A 20,298-nucleotide genomic window follows, 5' to 3' on the forward strand; every position below is an offset into this window, starting at 1 on the left:
TCACGGAGTGGTGGCATGGGTGACAAGACAGTGGTCCGCAGCGTGGACGGCGGTGGGCACGGGCTCGGCGGCAGGCGGCTCGGCGCGCTCGTGACCGGTGTGGCCGGGGAGCGCCCCGGCTACCGCGCGCTCGCGCAGGGCGTGCGGACGCTGCTGCTCGACGGACGGATCGCGCTGCACACGCGGCTGCCCGCGGAGCGCGAGTTCGCGGCCTCGCTCGGGGTCAGCAGGGCCACCGTCACGGCCGCGTACGACCTGCTCCGCGAGAGCGGGTACGCGCGCAGCAGGCGCGGCGCCGGGACGTGGACCGAGCTGCCCGAGGGCGCGCGCCCGACGGTCGTGGCGACGCCCGCCGCGGGGGAGGACGTGATCGATCTGGCGGTCGCCGCGCCCGGTTTCCTGGAGGACGAACTGTCGGCCGCGTACACCGCCGCGGCCCCGGACGTCGCCCGGCACGCGGTGACCAACGGCTACCACCCGTACGGACTGCCGGAGCTGCGCGCCCAGATCGCCGACCGGTACACGCGGCGCGGGCTGCCCACGATGCCCGAGCAGATCCTGGTCACGACGGGCGCCCAGCAGGCCGTGTCGCTCACCCTCACGCTGCTCGGAAGGCCCGGCGACCGGATCCTGGTGGAGAACCCGTCGTACGCCAACGCCCTTTCGGTGATCCGGCAGTTGGGGATGCGCACGGCGCCTGTGCCGGTCACCGAGGACGGCTGGGACGTGGAGCTGATCGGCGCGACGCTGCGGCAGTCGGCACCCCGGCTCGCGTACCTCATTCCGGATTTCCAGAACCCGACGGGCCGGCTCATGCCGAGCGAACAGCGGCGGCAGATCATCGCCGCCGCGCGGGCGACCGGCACCTGGCTGGTCATCGACGAGACGATCGCGGACATCGCGCTCGACGGGGTGAGCGAGCCGCCGTTCGCCTCCCTCGCCCCGCCCGGCGGGGGCGAACAGATCGTCACCGTCGGCTCGTTGAGCAAGGGGCACTGGAGTGGGCTGCGGGTCGGCTGGGTGCGCGCGGGCACCCGTCTGATCACCGAGCTGACGGCGCTGCGGGTCACAGCGGACATGTCGGGTTCGGTCCTCGACCAGCTGGTGGCGGGGCGGCTCCTCGACCGTGAGGAGAGCATTCTGCGCGGGCGGATCCCGGTGCTGCGCGAGCGCCGCGACCGCCTCGCCGAGGCGCTCGGCCGCGAGTTCCCTGACTGGCGCTGGCAGGTGCCGCCCGGCGGGCTCTCCCTCTGGGTGGACCTGGGGCGGCCGATCGCCTCCGCGCTGGGGCGGGCCGCGCTGCGCCACGGGGTGCGGATCGAGGGCGGGTCACGGTTCGGCGCGGACCCCGGCACGTTCGAACACCGGCTGCGCGTCCCGTACGTCCAGCCGGTCGACGTCGCCGAGGAGGCGGTGCGGCGGATCGCGGCATCCATCGACGACGCGGTCGGTGGACTCGGCGGGGCGGGCGAGGAGCCGGGGCGGCCGCACTGGGTGGCGTAGGGGCCTTATGAACGTACGGGGGCCGCGCCTGAACGTACGGGGGCCGCGCCGTTCGGCGCGACCCCCTCCCCGTCCACGAGAACGTCAGCCCTTCGCAGGCGGCCCTCCGAACAGTTCCACGGCACCCCTGACCTGGGTCAGCGCCGCGGACAGCGCGCTGACCGAGCCGATCGCCCCCGCCACGAGCAACAGCGAACGGCGCAGCCTCGGCACCTCGGGCCGGCCCCCGCCGGCCATCGCGTCCAGCGCCGCGAGTTCGTCCTCCGCGATCCCCCGGTCGGGAAACTCGACCGGGTGCGCGGCGAGTTCCCGGCGCAGCCGGGACACGGCGGTGCGCAACTCGTCCACCCGCGGGTCCTGGTCGCTCCCGGTCACAAGCCTCTGCTCCACACTCCGCAACACAGTTTGCTCCCCCTCGCACGTCCTTGTGCGTGTGTTGTCCCGCTCAGGTACTTCTCGTACTTCTCGATTGCTACTACCGCGTAACCCGGCCGGAGCGTCGGTCGGGCGTCCAACTCGGTTTTGTGGCCGCCCAGTTAACGCCACGCGCAAGCCTTTCGCCAGTCCGTTGCGCAAGGCAACTGTGAAAAAGTGAACGACTTCGATCGCACCCGGTGTGCGATATGCAAGGGGCATGACGACGAAGAGCACAGACGCGGTGGTGGCGGGGCTGCTGCTCGCCGCGGGTGGCGGGCGACGGCTCGGCGGCCGGCCCAAGGCACTCCTCTCACACCGCGGGCGGCCACTCGTGGAACACGCGGTACACACCTTGCGCGCGGGGGGATGCGATCCCGTGCACGTGGTACTCGGGGCGGCGGCCGGCGACGTACGGGAGCGGGCCGTACTGGAGGGGTGTCAGGTGACGGAGAACCCGGACTGGGAGGAGGGCATGGGGTCCTCGCTGCGGGCGGGACTCGCCTCGCTCGCGGACACGGGAGCAGAGGCCGCGCTCGTACTCCTGGTGGACCAGCCCGGGATCGGCGCGGCAGCGGTGGCGCGGGTGCGCGCGGCGTACCGCTCCCCCGCCTCGCTCGCGGCGGCCGCGTACGGCGGGGAGCGCGGGCATCCGGTGCTGTTCGGCCGGGACCACTGGGCGGGGATCGCGGCGAGCGCGAGCGGCGACTGTGGGGCGCGCGCCTACCTCAAGGAGCGCACGGGGGTGCTGGACCTCGTGGAGTGCGGGGACATCGCCGAGGCGTACGACATCGACACGGAAGCGGATCTCGGCCACCTTGAGTAACGGGGCGTGGCACGCAGAGCCACGTTCTGTCGACTCTGAGAATCTCGACGTCAACAAACCATTGAACTTCCACAATGAGGAAACTAATATCCACTGTTGAGAAGGGCCGGTCCCCCGAAGCGGGGCCAGCAGCCATACCCAGGCGGCCCCGGCACTCAGTGCCGCAGGGGCCGTTCGCTCGCTGAAGGAAGTGACAGCCACATGTCCGCACCAGCGCCGTCCCCGCTGGCCATCGTCGACGCCGAGACCCTGCCCGGACAGGGCGAGGTGCTCACCGAAGCGGCCCTCGCCTTCGTGGCCGAGCTGCACCGCCTTTTCACGCCCCGGCGTGACGAGCTGCTCGCCCGTCGCGCCGAGCGCCGCGCCGAGATCGCCCGCACCTGCACGCTCGACTTCCTCCCGGAGACCGCCGCCGTCCGCGCGGACGACACCTGGAAGGTCGCCGAGGCCCCGGCCGCCCTGAACGACCGCCGCGTCGAGATCACGGGCCCGACCGACCGCAAGATGACGATCAACGCGCTCAACTCCGGCGCGAAGATCTGGCTCGCCGACTTCGAGGACGCCTCCGCCCCGACGTGGGAGAACGTCATCGGCGGCCAGCTCAACCTCACCAACGCCTACAACCGCGCCATCGACTTCACCGACGAGCGCTCCGGCAAGTCGTACGCCCTGAAGCCCGCCGAGGAGCTGGCCACGGTCGTCATGCGCCCGCGCGGCTGGCACCTGAACGAGCGTCACCTCGTGGACGAGGCCGGCAAGCCGGTCCCCGGCGCGCTCGTCGACTTCGGCCTCTACTTCTTCCACAACGCGAAGAAGCTGATCGAGCTCGGCAAGGGCCCGTACTTCTACCTCCCGAAGACGGAGTCGCACCTGGAGGCCCGCCTCTGGAACGAGATCTTCGTCTTCGCACAGGACTACGTCGGCATCCCGCAGGGCACCGTGCGCGCCACCGTCCTGATCGAGACGATCACGGCCGCGTACGAGATGGAGGAGATCCTCTACGAGCTGCGCGACCACGCCTCCGGTCTGAACGCGGGCCGTTGGGACTACCTCTTCTCCATCGTCAAGAACTTCCGTGACGGCGGCCAGAAGTTCGTCCTGCCGGACCGCAACGCGGTGACGATGACGGCCCCGTTCATGCGGGCGTACACCGAACTCCTCGTCCGCACCTGCCACAAGCGCGGTGCGCACGCCATCGGCGGCATGGCGGCCTTCATCCCGTCGCGGCGCGACGCCGAGGTCAACAAGGTGGCCTTCGCGAAGGTCCGCGACGACAAGGACCGCGAGGCCGGCGACGGCTTCGACGGCTCCTGGGTCGCGCACCCGGACCTCGTCCCGATCGCCATGGAGTCCTTCGACAAGGTCCTCGGCGAGAAGCCGAACCAGAAGGACCGCCTGCGCGAGGACGTGTCCGTCGCCGCCGGTGACCTGATCGCCATCGACTCCCTCGACGCGAAGCCCACCTACGACGGTCTGGTCAACGCCGTCCAGGTCGGCATCCGTTACATCGAGGCATGGCTGCGCGGCCTCGGCGCCGTCGCGATCTTCAACCTCATGGAGGACGCGGCCACGGCCGAGATCTCCCGCTCCCAGATCTGGCAGTGGATCAACGCGGGCGTCGTCCTCGACAACGGCGAGCCCGTCACCGCGGAACTGGCCCGCAAGGTCGCCGCGGAGGAGCTGGCCGCCATCCGCGGTGAGGTCGGCGACGAGGCCTTCGCCGCCGGCAAGTGGCAGCAGGCCCACGACCTGCTGCTGACGGTCTCGCTCGACGCGGACTACGCGGACTTCCTGACACTCCCGGCGTACGAGCAGCTCGGCTGACGTTTCGCGGTGTGTGGGGCCCGGCGCCGGGGTGGCGCCGGGCCCCTACGCAATTCAAGCCCCGCCGGCGATTGAGGCGCGGGGTCCGGGGCGGAGCCCCGGCCTTTCAGGCCCCGCGACGGGTGGGCAAATCAAGCCCCTGCGGCGATTGAGCAGCGGGGTCCGGGGCGGAGCCCCGATCTTTCCAGCCCCGCCGGCGTTTGAGGCGCGGGGTCCGGGGCGGAGCCCCGTGGGCGGAGGACGGCTCACCCCACGTGGCGGGACCAGTCCTGCTCCGCCGAAGGCTTTCCGTGGAGGTCCGGCACCCGTTTCAGCCAGGAGGGACGACCCCGCTCCGTCGCCGCCGCGCGCTTCGCATCCGCCGCCGCCAGTTCGTCGCGGGACGGGAAGTCCGTGGGCAGCCAGGTGGCGGAGGCGCGGGCGCGGGCCAGGAGGTGGGTGACGTAGGCGTCCCGGGCCTCGTCCGGTGTGGCGAAGTCCGTGAGCCACGCGTCGGGGACCAGGGAGAGGATCCCGCGCAGCAGCTCCTCGGTCACCTTGGGCGCGAGTTCCGCGTCGGCCGCGCGCGTGTCGGGACCGTATCCGCCCAGCGCGTGGTGCCGGAAGTCGTACGCCTTCGCCGGGTCCGCGCCGTCCCAGCGGTGGTGGAAGACGAGCGCCGCGCCGTGGTCGATGAGCCACAGCTTCGGCGGGGCGACGCCGAGCGTGGGCCAGACCATGAGGTTCGAACTGTGCACCGTACGGTCGACGTTGACGGTGAGCGCGTCGAGCCAGACGATGCGGCCGGCCTCCAGCGGGTCGACCGGGAAGGACTCCGCGATCTCCGGCGTGAAGTCCACCGCGCCCGGCAGGAAGTCCATCCCGAGGTTGAGACCCGCGCTCGCCTCCAGGAGCTCCTTGACCTCCTGGTGCGGCTCGTCCGCACCCAGCGCCGGGTCGAACTGCGCGAGCACCAACTCCGGGAACCGCAGCCCGAACGCGCGCGCGAGCTCGCCCACGACGATCTCCGCGACGAGCGCCTTCACACCCTGCGCGGACCCGGTGAACTTGAGCACGTACGTACCCAGATCGTCCGCCTCGACGACGCCGGGTACGGAGCCGCCGGTGCGCAGCGGGTTCACATAGCGGGTCGCGGTGATTTCTCTCAGCATTTCCTCACCTCACCCCTCGATTGGCCTCGCAATCCAAGGTTCGTCTCGGAGGGGTGCGACAGCGCAAATCGCCTGTCACCAACCCTGGGGAGAATCTGGGGAGTTTCGACTGGCGTGCAGATCTCCGTGCCTCCCCAGCAGTCCGTCAATGGCCGCTCGCCCCTTGCTTCCGGCCTCCGGCATGAAGTGAGCATAGTAACCGAGGGTGATCGCCGGCGAGGAGTACCCGAGCCACGGTCACCACGGACTCTCCCGCCTCCAGCATGAGCGAGGCGTAGGTGTGCCGCAGCACATGGAATCCGTCCCTCGGTGTTGTCTCCCACTGCCAGTCCTTCGGCCCCTTCGCACGCGGCGGGATGATGCCGGCCTTGGCCGGCGCAGGCTTCAGCCATCGGCTTCATCAGGGGCCGTTGACCTGCCAGGAGATGGCCGGCTTGTTCGGCCTGGACGCGGTGCAGGCGAAGGTGGAGGCACTGCGGTCGAAGGCGAAGCGTCCGGTGGCCCGGGGCCGGCCGGCCGAACGACAGCCGGGGTCGGTTCACCCTCGTCACGGGGGTTGGCGGGCCAGGCGACGGCTTCGCATCAGGTGGACGAAGATCCGCTCGACGATCCACCGTTTGGGCAACGCCGCGAAGCCCCGCAGGGCGTGAGGGCGTCGGACGATCGCGAGGACGAAGCCGAACGCGGCGCCAGGCAGTGCTCGATGGGGTTGCCGGTGTAGCCGCCGTCAGGAAGCCCGCCGGCATCGCCCGCCACTTGATGCCGTTGTCGACGAGAGAGCGGATCGCGTCAAGGAGTGCCCGATGGCAGTACGCCCCGGCCCCGTAGCCGGCCAGGCCCCGGCAGCAGCGGCCGGACCCGAACCCCTCGGCTCTCGGCTTGGGAATGGCGGACCGGGGTCTTCGCCCTGTACGAACGACTCGGCCCCACCGTCACCCGCTCATGGGACGAGCGGGACCAACTGGTTCGTAGGAGGCGTCGTCCGAGCAGCCAGGCGACCGCTCCGGCGATCTCCTCGGGCCGGCCGGCGCGGCCCATGGGGAGGATCTCGGCCACCTTGGCCGGCCGCTGCGAGTCGGCATGGCTTCCCCCCTCCTGTCGACCAAAGTCATAGAGGCCCCCCACGCCCCGCTTCCCCCCAGCACGTCGAGCGACGGCAAGGGCGGGGCGCTCGCCTTCGAGGGGCTCAGGACCGGTCGCGGCGTCCCCAACGGGCCATCCACGCACCCGCGGCGATCAGGCAACCCGCCGCCGTTCCCCAGAGCCCGGCCGACGCCGCGGGGCCGGTCTCGGCGAGCTGACCGGAGCCGGGCCGACCGCCGTCCGCTGGAGAAGTCGGAGTGGGAGTCGGGATGTTCGTCGGAGTGGGGTTACCCCCTCCCGTGTCGGTGGGCGAGGGAGTCGGGGAATCTGTGGGCGAGGGGGTGGGCGACGGCGAGGGGCTGGAGCAGCCGTCCCCGCCGGCGAGGTCGTACGTGAAGGTGGCCACCCCGTCCCCGGCCCGGGCGCCGGTGGTGATGCCGGCCGCGGCGGGTCCGACGCTGGAACCGCCGCCACCACCGGCGCCGAGGGCGTTGGCTCCGCCACCGCCGCCTCCCCCGCCTTGCTGACCGCCGCCGCCACCTCCGCCGCCCTCGGCGCCGAAGCCCGAGTTCGCGCGGCCGGCTCCGCCCTCGCCGCCTCGCAGCAGCGAGCCGGCCGTGCCCGCGCCTCCCGTCGTGGTGGCGCCGCCCACGGTGAACTCGCCGCCCTCGCCCCCGGTCCCGCCCGTTCCTGAACTGCTGCCCCCGCCACCGGCCTTCGCGTACCCATTGCCGGTTACCTGCCCGCCGGACTGCCCGTCACGACCTCCGGCACCACCCTGCAGACCGCGGGCCCCCGGTGATGCGCCACCGCCGCCACCGGCCACGATCCGCAGGCCGCCGGAGCCGCTGACCACGGTCGCCCCGCCCCCGCCGGCTCCCCCGCCCGTGGAGCTGTCCGCCGCGCCACCCGCGCCACCGCCGTTGAAGCCACCCGCACCTCCGGCCGCGGTGGCGGTTCCCCCCTGGCCGCCCACGACCACCCCCAACACCTGCCCGGGTGTGACGTCCAGCGTGGCGGCCACAGCCGCCCCGAGGCCACCCGGGGCGGAGGCGCCGGATCCGCCCCCCGCGCCATTGGCCGTGACGCGCAACTGGCACACCCCGTCCGGCACCACGTATCTGTCCGGCAGGCCGGTGTAACCGATGTTCACGGTGGTGTCGGCCGCAGCCACCGGGGAGGACACGGCCGCCGTCAGAGCCAGCGAACCGAGGGCGACCGTCGGGACAAGGAAACAGGCTTTCAACATGCTTTCCATCAGATAGACCCCGTCGCCTTTCGGGTAGCGACATCCTCCTGGCGCGGCCGCACACCCACCAGCCGGCCTACAAAGGACTCTGCCCTGACGGCTGCCCCTGCGCCCGACGGCTCAGGTCCGGCGACGCGGCCCGCGATGGGCACGGCCAACGACGCGGCCGCCACGCCCGGCCGGTCTGGTCGGAGAAGCTCCGTTCGACGCCATCGACCGTGCGGGAACGGCTCCCGGCATTCCACGATGCCGTTTTCCGCAACCCAGCGGTTGCGCCAGATTGGAGTCCCAGCGGGGGGCGCACAGCCAGACGATGTCGCCGCGTGGACCGATGAGGGCGCCACGCTCTCCGTCGGCGATCAGCGCGTACTGCTGCGGTGAAGCCGCGGTGCGGGGCCGGCCGGGGTAACGGCCGCCGCTGCACAGGCGAGATCACGAGATGGTGTGCGGCTCGGGCTCCTGCTGGTTGCCGTCACGCACAGCTCGATCGTTGCGTGCACCGCCCCAGGCTCGGATCGTTCGCGCGATCGGGTTGCGCGGCAGGACGGCCTCGCTGCCTTGGCGCAACGGTCCTCGCCCTGAGGCGGATGGCAAGAGCCTCGCGGTGAGGCCCGTCAGACGAGTGGTCAGGCCGGGTGCCACGCCGTGCGCGAGCTGCGCCGCCTTGGCCGGCGCCGTGAGCGCCAGCCGCGCGCGTCGCTGGATCACGGCGCCCACGATCCGGCGGGCCGCCCGGTCGGCGTCGAGGGACAGCAGCGGAGCGACGTCGCCGCTGCGGGCGCGCTCCTTGTTCACGGTGCGCGCGGCGAACTCCTCGACCCGCTTTCGTGGACTCGCCGCGCTTCTTCGCGCTCTCCTTGACGTGTTCGTACTGTCGCTCTCTCTTGCGGTTCGCTCCTGCGGACATGACCGTTCCCCTCTTCGGTCAGCAAAGGTCCGCTTCCAGAGGCTCACACTGCTCATGGTGCGGCATCTCGCCACGTACTGAACAGCAAACGATTGCCTTCCTCTCTCCCCAGCTATTGACTCCAAGATCCGGCGCGTACAAGGATGCGTAATGCAAAGGATTGCGGAACATGAAGGAGAACCTCATGCACCAGCGGCTCCAGCCCGAGGGCATCTTCGAACCGGTCACCGGGCTCTACAGTCAGGTGGTCGCCGTCGCCGACGGCCCGCGTTTCGAGATCGCCGGGACCCTGCCGTACCACCCCGACGGCGGCCTGGACGACGACCTGGCACTTCAGGCCCAGGTGATGATGGACAACCTCGGCAAGTCGCTGGACGGTGCCGGCCTGCTGCGCTCCGACGTCGTCCGCATCCGGGTCTTCACCACGCGGATGGACGCCTTCCTGCGGGACGCGATGGAGACCGTCTTCGGTTGGTTCGGTGACGAACGACCCACCTCCACCTTGGTGGAGGTGAACCGACTGGCCAACCCACACATCCAGTTGGAGATCGACGCCGAGGCCGTGAAGGCGAACAGGGGCGGCGACCGATGATCAGCACACTGATCCGCGGCGGGTACCTCTACGCCGACGAACCCGAGGGCAACATCTACGAGCCGATGGCGGAGACCGGCGACGTACTGGTCACCGACGGTGTCATCACCGCCGTCGGCGGCGACATCGAGGCACCGACGGGCGCCGAAGTGGTGGACGCCGGGGGCAAGTTGATCGCCCCGGGCTTCGTCGACACCCATCTGCACCTCTGGCAGACCGCGCTCCGCGGCATGACCGCGGACCTGTGGGCGCGTGAGTACTTCCACACCGTCCACCCGATGTCGCAGTACTTCACCCCCGAAGACATCTACTGGGCGACCTACGCCGGTGGGCTGGAGCTGCTGTCTCACGGTGTCACCCAGGTCTTCGACTACTGCCACAGCGCCAACTCGCCGGAGCACGTCGACGCCTCGATCCGCGGCCTGCGGGACGCGGGGATCCGGGCGACGTACGGTTTCGCCCTGTTCGAGCGCGAGAGCTCCACCTACCGGGACCGCGCACACCGGCTGGAGGACCTCGCCCGAATCGCCCAGGAGACGAAGGGCGACGCACTGGTCGACGTCGCGCTGGCGATCGACCACAAGCACGACGGCCACGCCGTACAGACGGCCCGCGACCTGGGTCTGCGGATCTCGGTCCACGGCAACCCGGTCGGACTGCTGAAGGAGTTCGCCGACGCCGGCGACCTCGGCCCGGACGTGCTGTGGGCCCACGGAAACTTCGCCGGCGAGGCCGAGTTGGACGCGCTTGCCGCATCGGGGGCGTATCTGAGCCTCACCCCGGACATCGAGATGGGCATGGGCAAGCCGACCGCGATCTTCGAACGCGCTGTGCGCCGGGGCATCCCGGTGACCCTCGGCGTCGACGTCGTCAGCTACACCGCCGGCGACATGTTCAACCAAATGCACCTCGCGTACGCCCTGCACCGCGTGCTCGACGGTGACAAGGAACGCGCCCGTGGACACGTTCCGCCGCATCGGGACGTGGACGTCCCGGCCGTGTCGGCGCGCGACATCGTCGGCTGGGCGACCGCCAACGGCGCCGCGGCCACCGGCGCGGGGGCGAAGCGCGTCGAGGCCGGCGCACCCGCCGACCTCACTCTGATCGAGACCGAGCCCTTCGGCCTGTCCATGGGCGACCCGGCCGGTCACCTCGTGCTCCAGTCCACCTCGCGGGACGTCGACACCGTGTTCGTCGGTGGCCAAATGCGGTACCGGCGCGGGGAGTTGACCGGCGTCGACACGGCAGAGGTTTCCGCACAGCTGAAGCGGTCCCGTACAAGACTCTTCGAGGCGCGCGACCGCGCTCTCGTCAAGAACTGACTCACCCCCGGGCAACTACCGGAAACCATTGGAGATCTGATCACCATGACCACCGCACACGACAAGACCGACCAGACCACTCTGGAGCAACTCGAGCGGCGACTCTCGCTGGTCGAGGCGAAGCAAGACATCATCACGGTGCTCTACCGCATGGCGCAGACCGTCGACTACGGCGAGCACCCGGCGTGGCTGGACTGCTTCACGGACGACATCGAGTTCCAGATGGTCGAGGTCAGCTCCACCGACCGCGTCGTCCGCGTCCGGCACGAAGGACACCAGGCGCTGCGCGATTTCATCCCTGGTCACACCCATGCTCCGGAACACTTCCACAAGCACCTCGTCGGCGACCCGATCGTCGAGGTCGAGGGCGACCTGGCGACCGCGTCATCGTACCTGACCCGTATCGACCACGGGGAAACCGGACCGTACTTCTGGTCGTTCGGCCGCTACCTCGACACGTTCCGCCGCTGCGACGACGGCAAGTGGCGGGTGACCACGCGCGTCATCGAAGTCGAGTCGCGCGCAGCTCCGGTGAAGAAGTCCGACATCGGCGCCAAGAAGTAGCCGCGTGGACCGGGAACACGAGGCGGGCGGGCCGGACGTCGCACGGGACGCCGAAGTGGCCATGCGTGACGGTGTCGTGCTCCGGGCGGACGTGTTCCGCCCGGAGCACGACCCCTCACAGGTACTGCCTGTCCTGCTGCTGCGGACGCCGTACGACAAGTCGGTCTACGGCGCGCTCGGCGAGATGTGGGCGGCGGCCGGCTACGTAGCCGTGCTCCAGGACACCCGCGGTCTGCACGCCTCCGAGGGTGTCTGGGAGCCGTACGTCAACGAGGCGAACGATTCCGAGGACACGATCGCATGGGCCGCCGCGCTGCCGGGGACGACCGGAGAGGTCGGGATGATCGGCACGTCGTATGTGGCCGGTTGCGCCCTCCAAGCCGCAGTCCGCAAGCCGCCGGCGCTGAAGGCGCTGGCCATCGGGATGACCCCCGTCGACACCTACGAGAAGTTCTTTCCGGGTGGCCAGCTCGCCAAGGCGTTCACCGTCACCTGGCTGTTGCGCAACGTGGCACGTTCGGCCGCCGCGCGGCTGCCCGACGGCGACCAGCTGGTCCGGCAGATGGACCGCGACTACCTCGACCTGCTCACCGACGGGTACTTCCATCGTCCGTTGCGCACCTTCCCGCCGCTGCACCCGGATCGCCGGGAAGTCGCAGGCTACTTCTACGACTGGTTGGACGAGCACGCCCGGCCGGACGAGTACTGGGAGCGCACCAGTCTGCGTGGAAAGCTCGCGAACATCGAGGTGCCGGTTCTGAACGTGGGTGGGTTCTACGACGCATTCGCCGGTGCCACCGTCGAGACATCGGCCGAACTCGCCACCGCGCGCGGGGCCGACGCCCCGGACCATCGGCTGATCCTCGGGCCGTGGGCCCACAACCTGTGGGGACGTGGCGTCGGCGAGCTGGACCTCGGACCGGACGCCGAATTCGCCGTCCAGCGTGAGGCGTTGGGCTGGATGGACCGATGGCTGAAGGGCGGGCCGATCGCCGAGACGCCGCCGGTGCGCTACTTCAGCATGGGCGACAACACCTGGCGGTCGGCCGCGGCCTGGCCGCCACCGCAGTGCCGCGCGATGGGCCTCCATCTCGCCGAGGGCGGTCGGCTCACCGGCCGGGCCGAGGCCGACGCGGGGTTCGACGAGTACGTCCATGACCCGTTCGATCCGGTGCCGAGCGTCGGAGGCCACAGCTGCTGCTACCCACCGCAGTCCCCGATGGGGCCGTACGACCAGCGACCGGTGGAGAGCCGCGCCGACGTGCTGGTCTACACGGGGCCGGAGCTGGCACGGCCCCTGGAGGTGGCCGGCCCGGTGACCGTCGAACTGGAGGTCACCTCGTCGGTCGCCGACACCGATTTCGTGGCGACGCTGGCCGATGTCCGGCCGGACGGGCGCTCGATCAACCTCGCCGAGGGGATCATCCGCACGCAGGGGGAACCAGGCGTGCCGCGCCGGGTCTTGATCACGCTACAGCCGACCGCGGTCGTCTTCGGAACCGGCCACCGGGTGCGGGTCGACGTCGCCAGCAGCAATCACCCGACCTACCAGGTGAACCCCGGGACGGGCGGCGGTCCGGGCGACGACAGCGCCCCCGTGGTGGCCCGCCAGCGGGTGCACCACGGCGGCGGGGCACGCAGCGTGCTGACCGTTCATGTCGTCGACTGACTGCCTGACGGTGGCACTCCCCGACCGTGGAGAGTGCCACCGCGCCCGGTGTCTCGGTCCTGCTCGCGCAGGGCGACCAGGGCGGCGGCTCCGTTCACCAGGAACACCCCGGCCAGCGCCGCGACGAGCGAGGTTCGCAGCAACAGCGCGCCTGCGGCCGCACCCGCCGCGAGCAGAGCGACGACCACGATGCGCCGCAGCATGGCCCCTGCCCCTTGCTGCCGATCGGCGGCAAGACCGGTGACGGTCATGGTGACGACGGTCGTGGTGGCGTCCGGGACCTTCAGGTGTCGGGCGACCGCGTTCTGCGTGCCCATGGCGGTACCGAGCAGGCCGGTGATCAGGGGGACGTACGACGGCTCGACGACCCCGACCAGCAGAGCGGCGCCGGTGAGCACCAACTGGGCCAGCACAGCGACCGGCACCAAACGGTGGTGCGCCACGCGGCCGAGCAGGAACCGTCCACAGGCGAACGCACCGAGCAGGAACCCGAGTACGGCGAACGCGACAGTGCCGATGGCGATGCTGCCCTCACCTGCCGCGGCGAGACCGATGAACACCACGTTGCCGGTCATGTTCGCCACGAAGACGTGGTCGAAGTGGACGAAGCTGATGGCGTCGACCAGGCCGGTGCCGAAGGTCCACATGTACAGGCCGATGACCAGCGGGCTGGGGGCTGTCGGAGTGCGGAGCATGGCAGAAGTATTCACTCCATGCGCGACGTAATGCAAACGTTCGCATTGCGCGCCCCCACGGCTCGCCTACCAGAATCCCCTTAAGCCTTGACAGTTTCCGAGCTGTTCCGATTGCATCGAACAGCAATCGTTTGCATAGAAGGGTCAACATGAGCCAGGACAACGTCACTGTCGGTTGGATCGGCGCCGGCCGTATGGGTGCGGCCATGGCCGGCCGCCTGTCCCGGAGCGGCTACGACGTGCAGGTATGGAACCGCACCCGTGCCAAGGCGGAGGCCCTGTCCTCCGAGGGGTGCAAGGTCGCGAACGAACTGGGTGACCTGCGCTCGCGCCAGGTGGTCTTCACCATGGTGTCGGCCCCGAAGGACCTGCTGCAGGTCCTGCTCGGCGAGAACGGCCTGCTGGCCGACGCCGACCACCTGCCCGAGGTCGTCGTCGACTGCTCCACCGTCGACACCGAGACCTCACAGCAGGTGCGCGACGCCGCCGACCGGCTCGGCGTGCGGTTCCTCTCCTCTCCGGTGAGCGGCAACGGCAAGGTCGCCGAGGCCGGCGGCCTGAGCCTCTGCGCTTCCGGCCCGCGCGAGGTGTACGACCGGGTGGAGCCGCTGCTGGCCGCCATTGGGCGCTCCGTGACGTATGTCGGCGAGGGCGAGATCGCCCGCCTGGTCAAGATCGCGCACAATCTCTTCCTCGGCATCGTCACCCAGTCCATGGCCGAGGTCACCGTGCTGGCGCAGAAGAGCGGTGTCTCCCGCGAAGCCTTCCTCGGCTTCCTGAACGACTCGGTCATGGGGTCGGTGTTCACCCGCTACAAGACACCGGCCTTCGTCAACCTGGACTTCACACCGACCTTCACTCCGCTCCTCCTGCGCAAGGACTTCGACCTGGGACTGGCCGCGGCGCGGTCGCTCGACGTGCCGATGCCGCTGTCGTCGGCCACCGCCCAGCTGGTGCAGTCGAGCATCGGCGCGGGCCGCGTCGAGGAGGACTTCGCGGTTCTGCTCGAGCTGCAGGCCGCCGCGTCCGGGCTCGCGTTGGAGTCCGAGAACGCCGATGTCAGCGACGGCCTGGCCGCCCCGGACGAGGGTTCGGCATGAATCCACTGAGCGCCCCCGGCCACATGGGGGTCGACTACGAACACCGCGTCGACTTCGACCGGTTGCGCACCTACCGCCTCGACCGCGCCAAGGACGCGCTGAAGGCCAGCGGCTGCGGAGCGTTCCTGCTCTTCGACTTCTACAACATCCGCTATGCCACCTCCACTTGGGTCGGTGGGGCGCTGGGCGACAAGATGATCCGCTACGCGCTGCTCATCGGCGACCAGGACCCGGTGCTGTGGGACTTCGGCTCCGCCGTACCGCACCACAAGCTCCACTCCAACTGGGTGCCGTCGGAGAACCACCGGCCGGGCTTCCTGGGCTTTCGCGGGGCGGTCGCTCCGACCGTCGGCCTGATGGCCAACGCGGTGACCGAGATCAGGGGAATGCTGGAAGACGCCGGCGTGGCCGATCTGCCGGTCGGCGTCGACATCGTCGAACCGCCCTTCCTGTTCGAGATGCAGAAGCAGGGCCTGAACGTCGCAGACGCCCAACAGAGCATGCTCGACGCACGCCTGATCAAGTCCCAGGACGAGATCATGCTGCTCAACCAGGCGTGCGCGATGGTCGACGGCGTCTACCAGGACATCACCGAGGCACTCAAGCCCGGCATCCGGGAGAACCAGATCGTCGCCCTGGCGAACAATCGGCTGTACGAGATGGGCTCGGATCAGGTAGAGGCAGTCAACGCGATCTCCGGCGAGCGCTGCAATCCGCACCCGCACAACTTCACCGACCGCCTGATCCGCCCCGGTGACCAGGCATTCTTCGACATCATCCACTCCTACAACGGCTACAGGACCTGCTACTACCGCACCTTCGCGGTCGGCAGTTCCACGCCCGCGCAGCGCGACGCCTACGCCAGGGCACGCGAGTGGATGGACCGTGGCATCGCCGGCATCTCGGCGGGCGCCGGCACCGACGAGGTCGCCGCTCTGCTGCCGAAGGCGACGGAGTTCGGATTCCCGGACGAGATGGCCGCGTTCGGCCTCCAGTTCGCTCATGGCCTCGGCCTCGGGCTGCACGAGCGGCCGATCATCTCCCGCCTCAACTCGATGAAGGAGCCGGTCGAGCTCCAGGTCGGCATGGTCTTCGCGCTGGAGACCTACTGTCCGGCCTCCGACGGCTACTCCGCCGCGCGGATCGAGGAGGAGATCGTCATCACCGAGGACGGCCCCAAGGTGATGACTCTCTTCCCCGCGCAGGAACTCTTCGTCACCAACCCGTGCTGAGCGGCGATTTCACGTGCCGCAAGGAGTGAGCATGTCCCAGTCCCTGACCAACCAGCTCATCATCAGAGGCCGCCATGTGGACGCCGAGGGCGGTGCGACCTTCGAAGTGCTCGACCCCTCGACGGGGAAAGTCATCACGCGGGTCGCCAACGGCACGACCAGCGACGCGCTGCGCGCTGTCGACGCCGCGGAGGCGGCCGCAGAGGAGTGGGCCGGCAAGCCTCCTCGCGAGCGCGCCGAGATCCTGCGCAGGGCGTACGAGCTGATGACCGAACGCTCCGAGGAGCTGGCGCTGCTCATCTCCCGGGAGAACGGCAAGGCGCTGCGGGACGCCCGCGGCGAGGTGGCGTACGCGGCGGAGTTCTTCCGTTGGTACAGCGAGGAAGCCGTACGTGTGCTCGGCACCGTACAGACCGCGCCCAGCGGCGCGAACAACATCATGGTGCTGCACCAGCCGGTCGGCGTCTGCCTGCTCATCACCCCCTGGAACTTCCCGGCGGCGATGGCCACCCGCAAGTTGGCTCCGGCGCTGGCGGCAGGCTGCACGATGGTGCTGAAGCCGGCGAGCGAGACACCGCTGACCGCGCTCGCGGTGGCCGACATCCTCGCCGACGCCGGCGTGCCGGACGGCGTGGTCGGCGTGGTCCCGAGCCGCGCGTCCGGCGAAGTGGCCCACGCACTGCTGCACGACCCGCGGGTACGCAAGGTGTCGTTCACCGGCTCCACAGAGGTGGGTTCGAACCTCCTGCACGAGGCGGCCGACAACGTCGTGAACGCCTCGATGGAACTCGGCGGCAACGCGCCCTTCATGGTGTTCGCCGACGCCGACCTGAACGCGGCGCTGGACGGAGCGATGATCGCCAAGATGCGCAACGGCGGCTCCGCCTGCACCGCGGCCAACCGTTTCTACGTCGAGGAGCCGGTGGCGCGGGAGTTCGGTGAACGGCTGGCGCAGCGGATGGCTGCGCTCAAGGTCGGCAACGGCACCCACGAGGACACCGAGGTCGGCCCGCTGGTCAATGCGCGGACCGCGCAGAAGGTGCTCGACCTGATCGCGGGCGCGAAGGCGGAGGGGGCCACGGTGCTGACCGGCGGCACGGCCGGCGAACGCGAGACGTACGTCGTCCCGACCGTCCTCTCCGACGTGCAGCCCGGGGCGGCCATCCTGGGAGAAGAGATCTTCGGTCCGGTCGCGCCGATCGTCACCTTCACCACCGAGGACGAAGCGGTCGAGCTGGCGAACGACACGCGGTACGGCCTGGTGTCGTACGTCTACACCCGCGACCTGGCACGCGGACTGCGGGTCAGTGAGCGCATCGACAGCGGGATGGTGGCGCTCAACCGTGGCCTGGTCAGCGACCCGGCCGCCCCGTTCGGCGGCACCAAGCAGAGCGGCGTGGGCCGAGAGGGCGGCCACGAGGGCGTCTTGGACTACACCGAGTCCAAGTACATCGCGGTGGACTGGAAGGCGCAGTCGTGAGCGGCCGGGAGGGACCGATCAGGGGCAGTCGCGGGATCGACCACATCGGATTCACGGTGCCCGACCTGCGCGCGGCCACCGAATTTCTGATCGAGGTCCTGGGCTGCGAGTACATGTACACGCTCGGGCCGTACGAGGACCGCTCCGGCACCTGGATGACCGACCACCTCGGCGTACACAAGGACGCCGTCATGCGCTCGCTGAACTTCCTTCGCTGCGGGCCGGTCACCCTCGAGGTGTTCCAGTACGAGTCGCCGGAGCAGAACCCGGTGCAGCCGCGCAACTCCGACATCGGCGGCCATCATCTCGCGCTGTACGTCGACGATCTCGACGCCGCCGTCGAGCAGCTCGGGCGGCACGGTGTGGACGTCTTCGAGGGGCCGACCGCCAGCAAGGGCCCGAGCGAGGGTCAGCGCTGGATCTACTTCACCAGCCCGTGGGGGATGCAGTTCGAACTCGTCTCGTATCCCGGCGGCAAGGCCTGGGACAAGCAGCGGGAGGAACAGGGATGACCACTCACCGCGAACTCACCCCCGGGGCCGGCTGGACCGAGGTGCGCAGCACACTCAAGGACTGGGATGCCGCGGCGCCGGAGTTCCTGGTCAACGCCTACAGCCAGTTGGTTCTGATCCGCGCCTTCGAGCAGTACGTGCTCGACCTGTCGGCCGCGGGCAACCTGCACGGGCCGGCCCATAGCAGCATCGGTCAGGAGGGCGCGGCCGTCGGGTCGGTGCTGGCGCTGCGATCCACCGACACCGTCAGTGGGTCGCACCGGGGCCACCACCAGTTCCTGGCAAAGGCGTTGGGCCACCTCGCCCCCGATCTGGATCTGGCCGACCCACTCGAACCGGCCGTCCGCGACATGCTCCTGCGGACGCTGAGCGAGATCACCGGCCTGAAGACCGGCTGGAGCAGCGGCCGGGGCGGGTCGATGCACCTGCGGTGGCTCGATGCGGGTGCGACCGGCACCAACGCGATCGTCGGCGGCGGTGTCCCGATCGCCGCCGGATACGCCTGGGCCCACAAAGCCGCGGACCGTGGCGACATCGCAGTCACCTACTTCGGTGACGGCGCCGTCAACATCGGTTCCACGCTGGAGTCGTTCAACCTCGCCGCGGCGTGGAAGCTGCCGCTCTGCTTCTTCATCGAGAACAACCTGTACGCGGTGTCGACGCATGTCAGCGAGGTCACCGGCGAACCGCGGCTGTCCGCTCGCGGCCCCGGGTTCGGCATCCGGTCCTGGAAGGTCGACGGCCAGGACGTACTCGCCGTGCACGCGGCGATGACGGAGGCCGCGGAACACATGCGCGCCGGTGGCGGTCCGACACTGATCGAGGCGGACACGTACCGCTACCTTCACCAGAACGGCGCCTTCCCCGGCAGCGCGTTCGGCTACCGCGACAAGGACGAGGAAGCACGGTGGCGCGAGCTTGATCCGATCGACCAGGTCGCCGCGCACCTGACGCGCCGCGGCATCCGCTCGGCGGACGAGGTGGAGGCGATGGCCCGCGATGCTGCCGATCTGATGGCCGCCATCGGTGAAGAGATCCTCGAGGCCGACCCGGAGGGCAAGGCCGGAAGGAAGCGCATCCGCCCCGAGCTGTGGCCCGACCCGGAGTTCGCGGACGTCGGCGTCCGCGGCGACCTGTCGGAGTTCGGCGACGCGGCCTTCTGTGAACTCGGCGACTACGACGGTGAGATCAAGGACGAGAAGTTCGTCAGAGCGGTCGCGGCCGTGATGGACCGCCGGATGGAGACCGACGATTCGATCGTGGTGCTCGGCGAGGATGTCCACCGGCTGAACGGTGGCACCAACGGCGCCACCCGCGGCCTGTCGGACAGGTTTCCCGGCCGTGTCCTCGGTACCCCGATCGCGGAGAACGCGTTCACCGGCCTCGCCTGTGGGATGGCGCTGGACGGCCGCTACAAGCCGGTCGTGGAGCTCATGTACGCCGACTTCATGTGGGTCGCCGCCGACCAGTTGTTCAACCAGATCGGCAAGGCGCGGCACATGTACGGCGGCACCCGGGGCGTACCGCTGGTGCTCCGCTCGAAGGTCGCGATCGGCGCCGGGTACGGATCACAGCACTCCATGGACCCGGCGGGCGTGATGGCCACGAACCCGGGGTGGCGCATCGTGGCACCCTCGACCCCCTTCGAGTACGTGGGGCTGATGAACGCCGCGCTGAAGTGCGAGGACCCGGTGTTGGTCCTGGAGCACGTCGACCTCTACAACTCCACCGGACCGTCGCCTGTCGGCGACCTGGATTACTGCTTGCCGCTCGGCAGGGCGGCGGTCAAACGTTCCGGTACGGGTGCGACCGTGCTGACCTACCTGGGGATGGTCGCCCCGGCGCTCGCCGCGGCCGAGGCCGTGCCGGACGCGGACGCCGAAGTGATCGACCTGCGCTGGCTCGACCGGGCCAGCGTCGACTGGGACACCATCGGCGAGAGCGTCCGCCGTACCAACCGAGTGATCACGGCCGAGCAGGGGCCGCCCGGCACCGCGTACGGATCGTGGCTGGCCGACGAGATCCATCGGCGTTTCTTCGACCATCTCGACGCCCCGGTCCAGCGGGTGACCGGCCGCGAGGCGTCGCCCAGCATCAGCAAGAAGCTGGAGCAGGCGGCGATCGCCGGGCAGAGCGAAATGGAAACGGCGTTGCGACAGATCGGAGAGGTGTGAC

16 protein-coding genes and 4 pseudogenes are annotated in these 20,298 nt (G+C 70.1%); 14 read left to right on the top strand and 6 right to left on the bottom strand.

Translation table 11 applies throughout. From position 1 onward, the window contains the following. Window positions 1-15: 15 nt before the first annotated feature. Entirely contained in the window at window positions 16-1,503 is a 1,488-nt protein-coding gene (locus ACIRHA_RS12120) for a PLP-dependent aminotransferase family protein (RefSeq protein ID WP_403843439.1), read from the top strand. 84 nt (window positions 1,504-1,587) lie between these two features. On the opposite strand, the gene ACIRHA_RS12125 is transcribed toward ACIRHA_RS12120, so the two are convergent. Next, the gene (locus ACIRHA_RS12125) at window positions 1,588-1,905 is read right to left on the bottom strand and encodes a DUF5955 family protein (RefSeq protein ID WP_403843442.1); all 318 of its coding nucleotides are present in this window, start codon (window positions 1,903-1,905) and stop codon (window positions 1,588-1,590) included. A gap of 232 nt (window positions 1,906-2,137) precedes the next feature. Between ACIRHA_RS12125 and ACIRHA_RS12130 the strand changes: the two genes are divergently transcribed. After that, a complete protein-coding gene (locus ACIRHA_RS12130) occupies window positions 2,138-2,743 on the top strand; it encodes an NTP transferase domain-containing protein (RefSeq protein ID WP_403843444.1) in 606 nt (201 codons plus the stop codon). Window positions 2,744-2,944: 201 nt separating this feature from the next. Continuing rightward, entirely contained in the window at window positions 2,945-4,567 is a 1,623-nt protein-coding gene (aceB, locus tag ACIRHA_RS12135) for a malate synthase A (protein ID WP_403843446.1), read from the top strand. 245 nt (window positions 4,568-4,812) lie between these two features. On the opposite strand, the gene ACIRHA_RS12140 is transcribed toward aceB, so the two are convergent. Further along, window positions 4,813-5,718 carry a HipA family kinase gene (locus ACIRHA_RS12140; RefSeq protein ID WP_403843449.1) on the bottom strand — a complete coding sequence of 302 codons (906 nt, stop codon included), beginning with the start codon at window positions 5,716-5,718 and terminating at the stop codon, window positions 4,813-4,815. A 75-nt stretch (window positions 5,719-5,793) separates the two neighbouring features. Continuing rightward, window positions 5,794-6,103, bottom strand: a pseudogene (locus tag ACIRHA_RS12145) (site-specific integrase); the annotation flags it as partial. 7 nt (window positions 6,104-6,110) lie between these two features. Here ACIRHA_RS12145 and ACIRHA_RS12150 point away from each other — a divergent pair. Next, a pseudogene (locus ACIRHA_RS12150) lies at window positions 6,111-6,294 on the top strand (hypothetical protein); the annotation flags it as partial. A gap of 286 nt (window positions 6,295-6,580) precedes the next feature. Beyond that, window positions 6,581-6,697, top strand: a pseudogene (locus ACIRHA_RS12155) (GNAT family N-acetyltransferase); the annotation flags it as partial. A gap of 207 nt (window positions 6,698-6,904) precedes the next feature. Here ACIRHA_RS12155 and ACIRHA_RS12160 read toward each other — a convergent pair. Next, window positions 6,905-8,050, bottom strand: coding sequence for a hypothetical protein (locus ACIRHA_RS12160; RefSeq protein ID WP_403843451.1), 1,146 nt, complete (start codon window positions 8,048-8,050; stop codon window positions 6,905-6,907). Window positions 8,051-8,815: 765 nt separating this feature from the next. Continuing rightward, window positions 8,816-8,957: pseudogene (locus ACIRHA_RS12165) on the bottom strand (plasmid stabilization protein); the annotation flags it as partial. Between the two features lie 169 nt (window positions 8,958-9,126). Here ACIRHA_RS12165 and ACIRHA_RS12170 point away from each other — a divergent pair. Genes ACIRHA_RS12170 through ACIRHA_RS12185 form a run of 4 tightly spaced genes read left to right on the top strand, consistent with a single transcriptional unit; the run spans window position 9,127 to window position 13,104 of the window. Beyond that, entirely contained in the window at window positions 9,127-9,549 is a 423-nt protein-coding gene (locus tag ACIRHA_RS12170; RefSeq protein ID WP_403843454.1) for a RidA family protein, read from the top strand. After that, window positions 9,546-10,871, top strand: a complete 1,326-nt coding sequence (locus ACIRHA_RS12175) for an amidohydrolase family protein (RefSeq protein WP_403843456.1) — start codon at window positions 9,546-9,548, stop codon at window positions 10,869-10,871. The genes ACIRHA_RS12170 and ACIRHA_RS12175 overlap by 4 nt, the downstream gene beginning before the upstream one ends. Window positions 10,872-10,916: 45 nt before the next feature. Continuing rightward, window positions 10,917-11,435: a nuclear transport factor 2 family protein gene (locus tag ACIRHA_RS12180; protein ID WP_403843460.1), complete on the top strand. Its 519-nt coding sequence runs from the start codon at window positions 10,917-10,919 to the stop codon at window positions 11,433-11,435. Between the two features lie 4 nt (window positions 11,436-11,439). Then, window positions 11,440-13,104 carry a CocE/NonD family hydrolase gene (locus tag ACIRHA_RS12185; RefSeq protein ID WP_403843462.1) on the top strand — a complete coding sequence of 555 codons (1,665 nt, stop codon included), beginning with the start codon at window positions 11,440-11,442 and terminating at the stop codon, window positions 13,102-13,104. On the opposite strand, the gene ACIRHA_RS12190 is transcribed toward ACIRHA_RS12185, so the two are convergent. After that, on the bottom strand, window positions 13,089-13,799 hold the full coding sequence (locus ACIRHA_RS12190) for a YoaK family protein (protein ID WP_403843465.1): 711 nt from the start codon (window positions 13,797-13,799) through the stop codon (window positions 13,089-13,091). The genes ACIRHA_RS12185 and ACIRHA_RS12190 overlap by 16 nt on opposite strands. Before the next feature lie 149 nt (window positions 13,800-13,948). On the opposite strand from ACIRHA_RS12190, the gene ACIRHA_RS12195 reads away from it, so the two are divergent. The 5 genes from ACIRHA_RS12195 to ACIRHA_RS12215 are packed head-to-tail and all read left to right on the top strand — an operon-like array spanning window position 13,949 to window position 20,297. Then, window positions 13,949-14,899 (top strand): NAD(P)-dependent oxidoreductase, encoded by a 951-nt coding sequence (locus ACIRHA_RS12195; protein ID WP_403843467.1) that lies wholly within the window; start codon window positions 13,949-13,951, stop codon window positions 14,897-14,899. Then, the gene (locus tag ACIRHA_RS12200) at window positions 14,896-16,131 is read left to right on the top strand and encodes a M24 family metallopeptidase (RefSeq protein WP_403843470.1); all 1,236 of its coding nucleotides are present in this window, start codon (window positions 14,896-14,898) and stop codon (window positions 16,129-16,131) included. The genes ACIRHA_RS12195 and ACIRHA_RS12200 overlap by 4 nt, the downstream gene beginning before the upstream one ends. Before the next feature lie 31 nt (window positions 16,132-16,162). After that, the gene (locus ACIRHA_RS12205; RefSeq protein ID WP_403843472.1) at window positions 16,163-17,611 is read left to right on the top strand and encodes an NAD-dependent succinate-semialdehyde dehydrogenase; all 1,449 of its coding nucleotides are present in this window, start codon (window positions 16,163-16,165) and stop codon (window positions 17,609-17,611) included. After that, window positions 17,608-18,123: a VOC family protein gene (locus ACIRHA_RS12210; protein WP_403843474.1), complete on the top strand. Its 516-nt coding sequence runs from the start codon at window positions 17,608-17,610 to the stop codon at window positions 18,121-18,123. The genes ACIRHA_RS12205 and ACIRHA_RS12210 overlap by 4 nt, the downstream gene beginning before the upstream one ends. Continuing rightward, window positions 18,120-20,297, top strand: coding sequence for a thiamine pyrophosphate-dependent enzyme (locus tag ACIRHA_RS12215; protein WP_403843476.1), 2,178 nt, complete (start codon window positions 18,120-18,122; stop codon window positions 20,295-20,297). Before ACIRHA_RS12210 ends, ACIRHA_RS12215 begins: the two co-directional genes overlap by 4 nt. The last annotated feature ends 1 nt before the right edge of the window (window position 20,298 follow it).

The sequence above is a fragment of the Streptomyces sp. NPDC102360 genome (assembly GCF_044766085.1).
Lineage (GTDB): Bacteria > Actinomycetota > Actinomycetes > Streptomycetales > Streptomycetaceae > Streptomyces.

Bases quoted from the DNA above. Each gene is read 5' to 3' on its own strand.
- ACIRHA_RS12205 (WP_403843472.1), top strand. From the start codon at position 16,163: ATGTCCCAGTCCCTGACCAACCAGCTCATCATCAGAGGCCGCCATGTG.
- ACIRHA_RS12180 (WP_403843460.1), top strand. From the start codon at position 10,917: ATGACCACCGCACACGACAAGACCGACCAGACCACTCTGGAGCAACTC.
- ACIRHA_RS12140 (WP_403843449.1), bottom strand. From the start codon at position 5,718: ATGCTGAGAGAAATCACCGCGACCCGCTATGTGAACCCGCTGCGCACC.
- ACIRHA_RS12215 (WP_403843476.1), top strand. From the start codon at position 18,120: ATGACCACTCACCGCGAACTCACCCCCGGGGCCGGCTGGACCGAGGTG.
- ACIRHA_RS12195 (WP_403843467.1), top strand. From the start codon at position 13,949: ATGAGCCAGGACAACGTCACTGTCGGTTGGATCGGCGCCGGCCGTATG.
- ACIRHA_RS12120 (WP_403843439.1), top strand. From the start codon at position 16: ATGGGTGACAAGACAGTGGTCCGCAGCGTGGACGGCGGTGGGCACGGG.
- ACIRHA_RS12175 (WP_403843456.1), top strand. From the start codon at position 9,546: ATGATCAGCACACTGATCCGCGGCGGGTACCTCTACGCCGACGAACCC.
- aceB (WP_403843446.1), top strand. From the start codon at position 2,945: ATGTCCGCACCAGCGCCGTCCCCGCTGGCCATCGTCGACGCCGAGACC.
- ACIRHA_RS12190 (WP_403843465.1), bottom strand. From the start codon at position 13,799: ATGCTCCGCACTCCGACAGCCCCCAGCCCGCTGGTCATCGGCCTGTAC.
- ACIRHA_RS12200 (WP_403843470.1), top strand. From the start codon at position 14,896: ATGAATCCACTGAGCGCCCCCGGCCACATGGGGGTCGACTACGAACAC.
- ACIRHA_RS12160 (WP_403843451.1), bottom strand. From the start codon at position 8,050: ATGTTGAAAGCCTGTTTCCTTGTCCCGACGGTCGCCCTCGGTTCGCTG.
- ACIRHA_RS12170 (WP_403843454.1), top strand. From the start codon at position 9,127: ATGAAGGAGAACCTCATGCACCAGCGGCTCCAGCCCGAGGGCATCTTC.
- ACIRHA_RS12130 (WP_403843444.1), top strand. From the start codon at position 2,138: ATGACGACGAAGAGCACAGACGCGGTGGTGGCGGGGCTGCTGCTCGCC.